The following is a 6,411-nucleotide window of genomic DNA, read 5'->3' on the forward strand; positions in this document are numbered from 1 at the left end:
ACCACCCAAGCGAGGACTACAAAATGGACTTTGAAAATCTGACGGAAGCCGACGCGATCATTCTTGCCGAGGCGAATGATGACGGGATCTCAGACCCGGACTTCGATCTTTAAGGATGAGTTGGCCCGGAGGCGCAGCAACGCTCTCCGGGCCGTGTGTGAATCCACCCAAGCGATTTGGAGAAGGAAACGACACGATGAAACATCATATCACCGGACGCGCCATCGCGCTAGCGGCTGGCGTCATCTCCACCCTCTGCGCTCTCGGCATTCTTCTTGAGGATGTCGCCTCCGGAGCCGCGGAGTTCAGCCTGAAACATGCCCTCGTGATCGGGATTGTCTCGCTCGCGATTTTCTTCGGACACCTTGTCGTTGATGCTTGGCGAGCTCGCCACGCTCTTGGCGTCGTCGGCTTTGCCGTCCTGTTTCTAGTTGCCACCGGATTGGTGGTCTACAAAAGCACGGGCCGGCAGGCGGAACACACGTTCCAGAGCCAGGCTGAGGCCGATCTCGCTGCCGAGCAGCGGGCCACCACCAAAGCCGCGGTAGCGCGGTCAGAAGCGAGACTCGCAGAAGCGCAGGCTAGCCTCGTGCAGGAGTGCAAGTCCGGGCGCGGCCCGAAGTGCCGGGGCATTGAGGCTGCCATCGAGGTGCACGAGGCCATCCTCAAGGGGCATAGGGCCGATTTGGACCGCATCGGGCCTCCGAAGCCTATCACCCCCGAGGCGGACAACTTTGCCGCCCTGGCAGCTGTATTTGGGGCAGAGAAGGAGGTTGTGAAGGCGGGGTCGGTCTTGGTCGTCCCGTTTCTCACCACACTCCTGTTTGAGTTGGGCTCCATCCTCTGCCTCGGCTTCGCATTCCGGCACCGTCCGGTGAAAGCCGAGCGTCCGTCCGCGCCGGCAACCGACGTGTCCGGTCAGTCTGATTTCCCTGTCATCGATCCGTCCGAGGTGAGCAACGTGATCGCGTTCATCCGTCCGACGGACGATGATCCGAAGCCGCCGAAGCGGTCTAGGTCATGGCGTCGGGAAGAAGCCCTGGCTGACATCGCCGGCAAAATGCGTAGGGGAGATGCGTTCCCTAGCCAGCGTGAGATGGCCCGGACGTACGGCGTGCCGAACTCAACGCTCTCTGACTGGCTCAACAGCCCCGAGGCAGAACGGTTCGGGATCGTAAGGCGGACGGAGGGACGTAGGAAGGCCGTGGCGGCAGGATGAACGAACTACTAGAAAATATCTAACAGTTGGACCCCGGGGCTACAGCTCCGGGGTTTTTATTTCCACCGCGCGCAAATACCTATTGCAAGGTGCATCTAGATGCACTATATTGATTTGTATCGGGACGCACCGATACCCGCGCCTCGGGGTTTGCGGAGGCTCTGGAAAGGACCAGGATATGATTGATCTCACTCTCTCTCCCCTCTCTATCGCAGATCTCGACCACAATTTGCGTGCCGAGATCGAAGACACCCCGACGTCTGAACTGACCGCCTGGGAGCACGGCTTCGCGGATCGTGACGGCCTTATTGACGGTCTGCGCAGCCTGCACATCGTCCACAGCGCCGAACATCGGCGCGGCGGTGTTGTCCTCGTCGGCTCCGGCTCGTCGGGCCAAACTGTGTGGACCGACGCCGCGACTCCTGAGGAGGTCCTGCAGCGTTATCTCGACGATGAGATGATTAACTAATGCCCTACGTCCTCCACGTTCCCGGAGAGACCGCGCGGGCTCTCCGCTGGACCGTGCACGATAGCCGATCCAGCTATGGGAGCGGCGTCCTGCTTTATCGCAATAGCAGCGAGATTCTTGACGGCGCCACGTTCCGCGGACTGCGTGACGGCCGCGGTGCGTGGTTGGAGACAGACAAACCTGGGCGAGTTCGTACAGCCTTGGGCCTGAGGAGCGACGAGAGCCTGGGCGGGAGCGGAAAAAATGCCTGATTTCTTCGAAGACCTAAACGCATTTCGTGTCGATCTCGAGCGTAGGGTATGACCCCCGCCGACGTCCGCTCCGCTCGAGAGGCACTCGGCATCACGCAAGTGGCTCTAGCCGCGATTCTTGGCCGGGGTGTGCGGGCGATCAAATACTGGGAGGATGATGACGCTCCCGAAAAGCAGCGCATCCCGCACGACGCCGCCTTGTTGCTCCGCTACATGCTCCGTTATGGGCTGCCGGACGCGGCGCTTAAGGGGCGGCGCAAATAGACCCCGGAGCCTCACCGCTCCGGGGATTTTTTTGAAAAAATCCGCACGGCCCCCATTGACGCCATACACCATCGGTGTATACTGAGGACGTTGACGCGGCGGGATTGGCCCTCCGCAAGAGGTAGGAGACCTTACGATGGCACGCTATACGGTTCTGACGCAGTACGTTTCCGGCGGCGATGGCGACAGCGGCTTCGACAATCTCAAAGACGCCGAGGCCGACTTCGAAGACACCACCAACGACCGCACCAAAGTCTCGGTGGAGCTCTGGGACAACTCGGGCGACGAGCCCACGCTGATCGACAGCCGGACCTGCGAATGACCCCCTTCTCCCTCCTGATCGACCGCTGCGGCCTCTCTCACAGGGAGGCCGCAGAAGTTTTAGGAGTCCGTCTCGACACGGTGAAGTCCTGGTCTTCGGGGCGCAATCCAACGCCAGCGTCCGTCGTTGATGAGCTGCGCGCGCTCTACGCCACGATTGAGCGGGCGGCAGGCGAACTCATCAAGCAGGCCGACGCGTTCGCGAAGAAGCACGGGGATGCTGCCGAGATCAGTCTTGAACTCGCGTCGAGCGACGACGAAGCGCGAAAGCGCGGGTGGCCCTGCGTTGCAGCCCAGCGCGCCGCCTACGGCCTCGCCATCGCCAGGAGCAAGGCCGCATTTGTGCTGGATGGCCGTCTCCGCAACGGCTAATCCCACCCCATGACCCCGGAGGCTCAGGCTTCCGGGGTTTTCTTATGAGACGAGAGAACGCAGCCACCTGCCGGCAGCTCGCATCGTCGCGTGCTCTTCGCGCGCTGACCATTCAGCAAACCGAATGCCCAGCACGAAGACAAACAGGTGCGTTGCGATCAGCGCCGCTACTCTCATCATCGCATTTCCGGCCCAAACGGGATCTCTTGATCGAACGCACGTCCGCCACCATTCGACGAAGACCGTTCCCGCCCCTCCTGTGGCTCCTGGCGGGGTTCTTGACGGTCTCCGCTACCCTTGCCGTCCAACATCGTAAGAACGCCGTTGAAGCCCTGTAGGACGATCTCCGTCGAGTAGCGGTCTTGTCCCGATTGGTCCTGCCATTTTCGCGTCTGCAACTGCCCTTCGACGTAGAGTTTCGAGCCCTTGGAGACGTACTGCTCGACGACGCGGACTAGGTTCTCGTTGAAGATCACGACCGAGTGCCATTCGGTGCGCTCCTTGCGCTCACCCGAATGTTTGTCCTTCCAGCTCTCGCTTGTGGCGATGCGGAGGTTCGCGATCTTGGACCCCGACTGTGTGGAGCGGATCTCGGGATCGCGACCACAGTTACCAATGAGAATTACCTTGTTGACCGATCCGCCCATGTGATGTGCTCCCCTCAATTCCAGTGCGTCGGCTTTAGGCTATCAATGTCCCTGCCTGCGCGCTGTCGTTCATGCATGACTGCCGTGCGCAGCATTTGTAGAGCCTCGTTGAAAATGCTCTCGCGGAACAGAGACGAGGAGTAGACGGCCGCTCTGTTGTGCGCCTCAGCGGATTCCACCGCGTAGTTCGCTACGCGACGCGCCAACCCTTGGAGATCGTCGTCTGTAAAGTCCTTGGCCGGGTCGATTGGTGCTGTCATGATCTGCCTCTATTCTGCTGCGAGCGGAGCGGCGTCGGCCCTATAGCCAAGCCGGTCGGCCGTGTTGCGGAGAATGCTTTGAAGCTGCGGCGCAACACTAAAGCGCTTGCACGCGGCACCGATGTTCATCGAGCTTTCTTCCCCGCGTTCGCTTGCGGCCTTCCAGTCGAAAAACATCTCGATCAGGTCAAACAGGTCCATCCCCTCGACACCGTTAGGATGGTACTCTGGGTGGTGGCTGTTGTTCGCATAGTGATGCTTCAGCATCGGACCAAGCAACGCCGTTCGACGCTTGTATTCATCGCTTCCGTAGGGTGCCTGCCCTTCCGCGTCGATCAGATCCTGCATACGCTGGAGCGGCACAAGCTCTACGTCTGACAACTTCGACTTATCGTGCGCGGAAGCGCGGCGGATCATCTCGCACGCGGCCTCTCCCAAAAGCTCTGAAACCCGCTGCATGTGCTTTCGCGTGACGCACTCAGCGCGGTCTGTGTTGATCTCGTCTTCCGTCATCCTCTATCTCCCTTCCTAACGCGCACTCGTCTTCGACCCGCATATCCTGTCCAACAGTTTGGAAACATGCTCCGGATACAGGTTCATCTTCCCTGCTAAGGGGACGTCTTCTCGTATCCAGTCGAGAATGTGCTGACGGACTCTCGCGTATTCAGCAGCGCCCTCTAACCCCTCGATGATTTTCTTACCGGCCTTGCTCATTCCGGCTCTCCCTCATGTGGCCAGGACATCAGCGCAGCGTGCGCGCCATGATGCGTCCCTGACAGATCGTCCGACACGACCCATCCTCTCGCGATGTACGCTTCGACTTCGTGATGCCGGACATATCGGACGTACTTCCACGAACCTCCGTCCGATAGGATAGGGATACGTGTCGGATGCTTCAGAGGCTCTGCTTCCGGTTCTGGAATACGGAGCGGAGATGATAGCTCATGGGTGGTGAGGGTGATGGTAGGGTCGGTCATGCGGCCTTGATCCGTATAATTCTGTCAACCATGTCGATGCGCTCGCCAATCCACCGCATACAGTTCACGCTCATTGAATTACCAAGAGCCTTGTAGCGCGGGCCGGCGAGCACACGTCCCCTCGCCTCATCTTCTGCCCCTCATAATACCCTGCCGAGAACATGAGAACCGGGAACAGGGCCACGAACACCATGACGGCAAATCTCACCAGAGTCTCGCCGTCTCGGTCGTGTCCCATGTGGGTCTCACTGGCGGCGGGGTTTCATCGTGGATATTCACGGGTTCACCTCCCGCATCTCCCGCACCCGCGCCTGCCGGAACCGCTGATCCATGTTGTACGCGTGCCAAGCCTCCACGAGGATGTCGCCGGCAATCTTCATTGCGGTAACGCCTGCCGCGTGACACGCATCCTCGCCCCTCCACCATCCGACGATGTAATGGCCAACATCAGCCGGCGTCGGGCGCTTGCCGTTATCGAGGCACTCTCCGATCACCAGCCAGCGCACGACGGATTGGAGTCGTGGTGTCAGGCTCTCCATCAGGTACGTGTAGCGGTGGTAGGCCTCAATCTGCGTTGCGTGAGCCGCTCCGAGGCCGCCCATTCGGTCGCTTGCAGCGCGGCAACCAGTACGATCGTAGTTGAGCGTCACGCCCTTTACGTCGGCGGTGGCGGCGTCTTCAACAAGACGGTCAAAGACGAACTGCACCTCGTCTTCCATCTTCTCCCGATACCGCTCGTAGGTCGTCGGTTTCGGGCGATACCTGACCCCCAGGTATTTCACCACTTCCTTCTCGATGTCGCCCTTGCTGAGGCGCTCCTTTGTGGGCCGCGATGCCTCACGCTCAGCACGTCGAGCATTGCGTTCGCGCTCTTCCGCCTCCCGGCGTTTTTCGTCTGCCAGACGCTTCTCGTATAGTTTCTGGGCTAGATGCTTTTGCTCGGGCGTAGACTGCAAAGTGTTCAAGCGTGTCCCTCCCTTTCACGTGGAACGCTCGGCAGAAATCCAATGCGCGCCGGCGAGCGCATGATGGGGTTGCCGTCGGCGTCCAGGAGCCCGGTATCCACTGCCTCAGACGGATACACCGTGAGAGCTGGAACTGCGGACGGCTCGTAGTGCTCCGGCATGTCTTGCCACCAGCTTTTGGCTCGCTCGCTCATGCCGGAACCTTTCTGACCACGCGCTGCTTCTTGCTCTTCCGCTGACGAATGCGAGCGCTCGCATCCAGCCCGTAGCAGGGGATCGGCTCGAGGATCACCTTCGAGCCCTTGCGGGTGACGCGGTAGCCCTTGAGGCGGGTGGAGCGAGAGGTCATTAGGCGGCCTCTCCGTTGTCTGGCGTCCAGACCTCGTGCCCAAGCACAATGCCGAATAACGTCCTGTTGCCGACCCCACGAGTCCACAGGACACGGATGTGACCGCAGTCGATCAAACGGTCTACCGAGACCCTGCGCACGGAGTCCTCCGTGCTCATAGGGCAGAATTCCACCGTAACGTGCTCGCCATCGCTGTCGCTGAACTCTCCAACCAGCTTCAACGCTAGCGCCTTCTCATCAACGCCAAGCCCTTCGTCGTCGCTCACCGCCTCAGCCCACATCTGCAACTGTGTGCGGTTGATGCGCTCAAACCCGTA

At 60.3% G+C, this 6,411-nt stretch carries 12 protein-coding genes; 5 read left to right on the top strand and 7 right to left on the bottom strand.

All coding sequences use genetic code 11. From position 1 onward, the window contains the following. The first annotated feature begins 196 nt into the window (after window positions 1-196). The 5 genes from V7082_RS21120 (at window position 197) to V7082_RS21140 (ending at window position 2,896) form a co-directional block, all read left to right on the top strand. A complete protein-coding gene (locus V7082_RS21120) occupies window positions 197-1,219 on the top strand; it encodes a hypothetical protein (protein ID WP_334151631.1) in 1,023 nt (340 codons plus the stop codon). Between the two features lie 178 nt (window positions 1,220-1,397). Further along, entirely contained in the window at window positions 1,398-1,688 is a 291-nt protein-coding gene (locus V7082_RS21125; protein ID WP_334151632.1) for a hypothetical protein, read from the top strand. 299 nt (window positions 1,689-1,987) lie between these two features. Then, entirely contained in the window at window positions 1,988-2,203 is a 216-nt protein-coding gene (locus V7082_RS21130; protein ID WP_334151634.1) for a hypothetical protein, read from the top strand. 136 nt (window positions 2,204-2,339) lie between these two features. Continuing rightward, window positions 2,340-2,525: a hypothetical protein gene (locus V7082_RS21135; protein ID WP_334151636.1), complete on the top strand. Its 186-nt coding sequence runs from the start codon at window positions 2,340-2,342 to the stop codon at window positions 2,523-2,525. After that, window positions 2,522-2,896, top strand: a complete 375-nt coding sequence (locus V7082_RS21140; protein WP_334151637.1) for a hypothetical protein — start codon at window positions 2,522-2,524, stop codon at window positions 2,894-2,896. The genes V7082_RS21135 and V7082_RS21140 overlap by 4 nt, the downstream gene beginning before the upstream one ends. 176 nt (window positions 2,897-3,072) lie before the next feature. Here V7082_RS21140 and ssb read toward each other — a convergent pair whose 3' ends face one another. The 7 genes from ssb to V7082_RS21175 all read right to left on the bottom strand — a co-directional run. Continuing rightward, window positions 3,073-3,543: a single-stranded DNA-binding protein gene (ssb, locus tag V7082_RS21145; protein WP_334151639.1), complete on the bottom strand. Its 471-nt coding sequence runs from the start codon at window positions 3,541-3,543 to the stop codon at window positions 3,073-3,075. A gap of 14 nt (window positions 3,544-3,557) precedes the next feature. Beyond that, window positions 3,558-3,803: a hypothetical protein gene (locus V7082_RS21150; RefSeq protein WP_334151640.1), complete on the bottom strand. Its 246-nt coding sequence runs from the start codon at window positions 3,801-3,803 to the stop codon at window positions 3,558-3,560. A 9-nt stretch (window positions 3,804-3,812) separates the two neighbouring features. Beyond that, complete coding sequence (locus tag V7082_RS21155; RefSeq protein ID WP_334151642.1) at window positions 3,813-4,316, bottom strand: DUF5662 family protein; 504 nt, start codon at window positions 4,314-4,316, stop codon at window positions 3,813-3,815. 15 nt (window positions 4,317-4,331) lie between these two features. Further along, complete coding sequence (locus V7082_RS21160) at window positions 4,332-4,517, bottom strand: hypothetical protein (RefSeq protein WP_334151644.1); 186 nt, start codon at window positions 4,515-4,517, stop codon at window positions 4,332-4,334. Window positions 4,518-5,055: 538 nt separating this feature from the next. After that, window positions 5,056-5,745 carry a hypothetical protein gene (locus tag V7082_RS21165; RefSeq protein WP_334151645.1) on the bottom strand — a complete coding sequence of 230 codons (690 nt, stop codon included), beginning with the start codon at window positions 5,743-5,745 and terminating at the stop codon, window positions 5,056-5,058. A gap of 190 nt (window positions 5,746-5,935) precedes the next feature. Beyond that, the gene (locus tag V7082_RS21170; RefSeq protein WP_334151647.1) at window positions 5,936-6,094 is read right to left on the bottom strand and encodes a hypothetical protein; all 159 of its coding nucleotides are present in this window, start codon (window positions 6,092-6,094) and stop codon (window positions 5,936-5,938) included. Further along, window positions 6,094-6,411: hypothetical protein (locus tag V7082_RS21175; protein ID WP_334151648.1), on the bottom strand; the 318-nt coding region annotated here is incomplete at its 5' end. The genes V7082_RS21175 and V7082_RS21170, both read right to left, overlap by 1 nt.

Source organism: Hyphomicrobium sp. (genome assembly GCF_036833075.1).
In the GTDB taxonomy this organism is placed as follows: Bacteria; Pseudomonadota; Alphaproteobacteria; order Rhizobiales; family Hyphomicrobiaceae; genus Hyphomicrobium_C.

What these genes read in the sequence shown, in the direction of transcription:
- V7082_RS21170 (WP_334151647.1), bottom strand. Translation starts at nt 6,094, where the DNA reads ATGACCTCTCGCTCCACCCGCCTCAAGGGCTACCGCGTCACCCGCAAG.
- V7082_RS21120 (WP_334151631.1), top strand. Translation starts at nt 197, where the DNA reads ATGAAACATCATATCACCGGACGCGCCATCGCGCTAGCGGCTGGCGTC.
- V7082_RS21135 (WP_334151636.1), top strand. Translation starts at nt 2,340, where the DNA reads ATGGCACGCTATACGGTTCTGACGCAGTACGTTTCCGGCGGCGATGGC.
- V7082_RS21140 (WP_334151637.1), top strand. Translation starts at nt 2,522, where the DNA reads ATGACCCCCTTCTCCCTCCTGATCGACCGCTGCGGCCTCTCTCACAGG.
- V7082_RS21160 (WP_334151644.1), bottom strand. Translation starts at nt 4,517, where the DNA reads ATGAGCAAGGCCGGTAAGAAAATCATCGAGGGGTTAGAGGGCGCTGCT.
- V7082_RS21125 (WP_334151632.1), top strand. Translation starts at nt 1,398, where the DNA reads ATGATTGATCTCACTCTCTCTCCCCTCTCTATCGCAGATCTCGACCAC.
- V7082_RS21150 (WP_334151640.1), bottom strand. Translation starts at nt 3,803, where the DNA reads ATGACAGCACCAATCGACCCGGCCAAGGACTTTACAGACGACGATCTC.
- V7082_RS21155 (WP_334151642.1), bottom strand. Translation starts at nt 4,316, where the DNA reads ATGACGGAAGACGAGATCAACACAGACCGCGCTGAGTGCGTCACGCGA.
- ssb (WP_334151639.1), bottom strand. Translation starts at nt 3,543, where the DNA reads ATGGGCGGATCGGTCAACAAGGTAATTCTCATTGGTAACTGTGGTCGC.
- V7082_RS21130 (WP_334151634.1), top strand. Translation starts at nt 1,988, where the DNA reads ATGACCCCCGCCGACGTCCGCTCCGCTCGAGAGGCACTCGGCATCACG.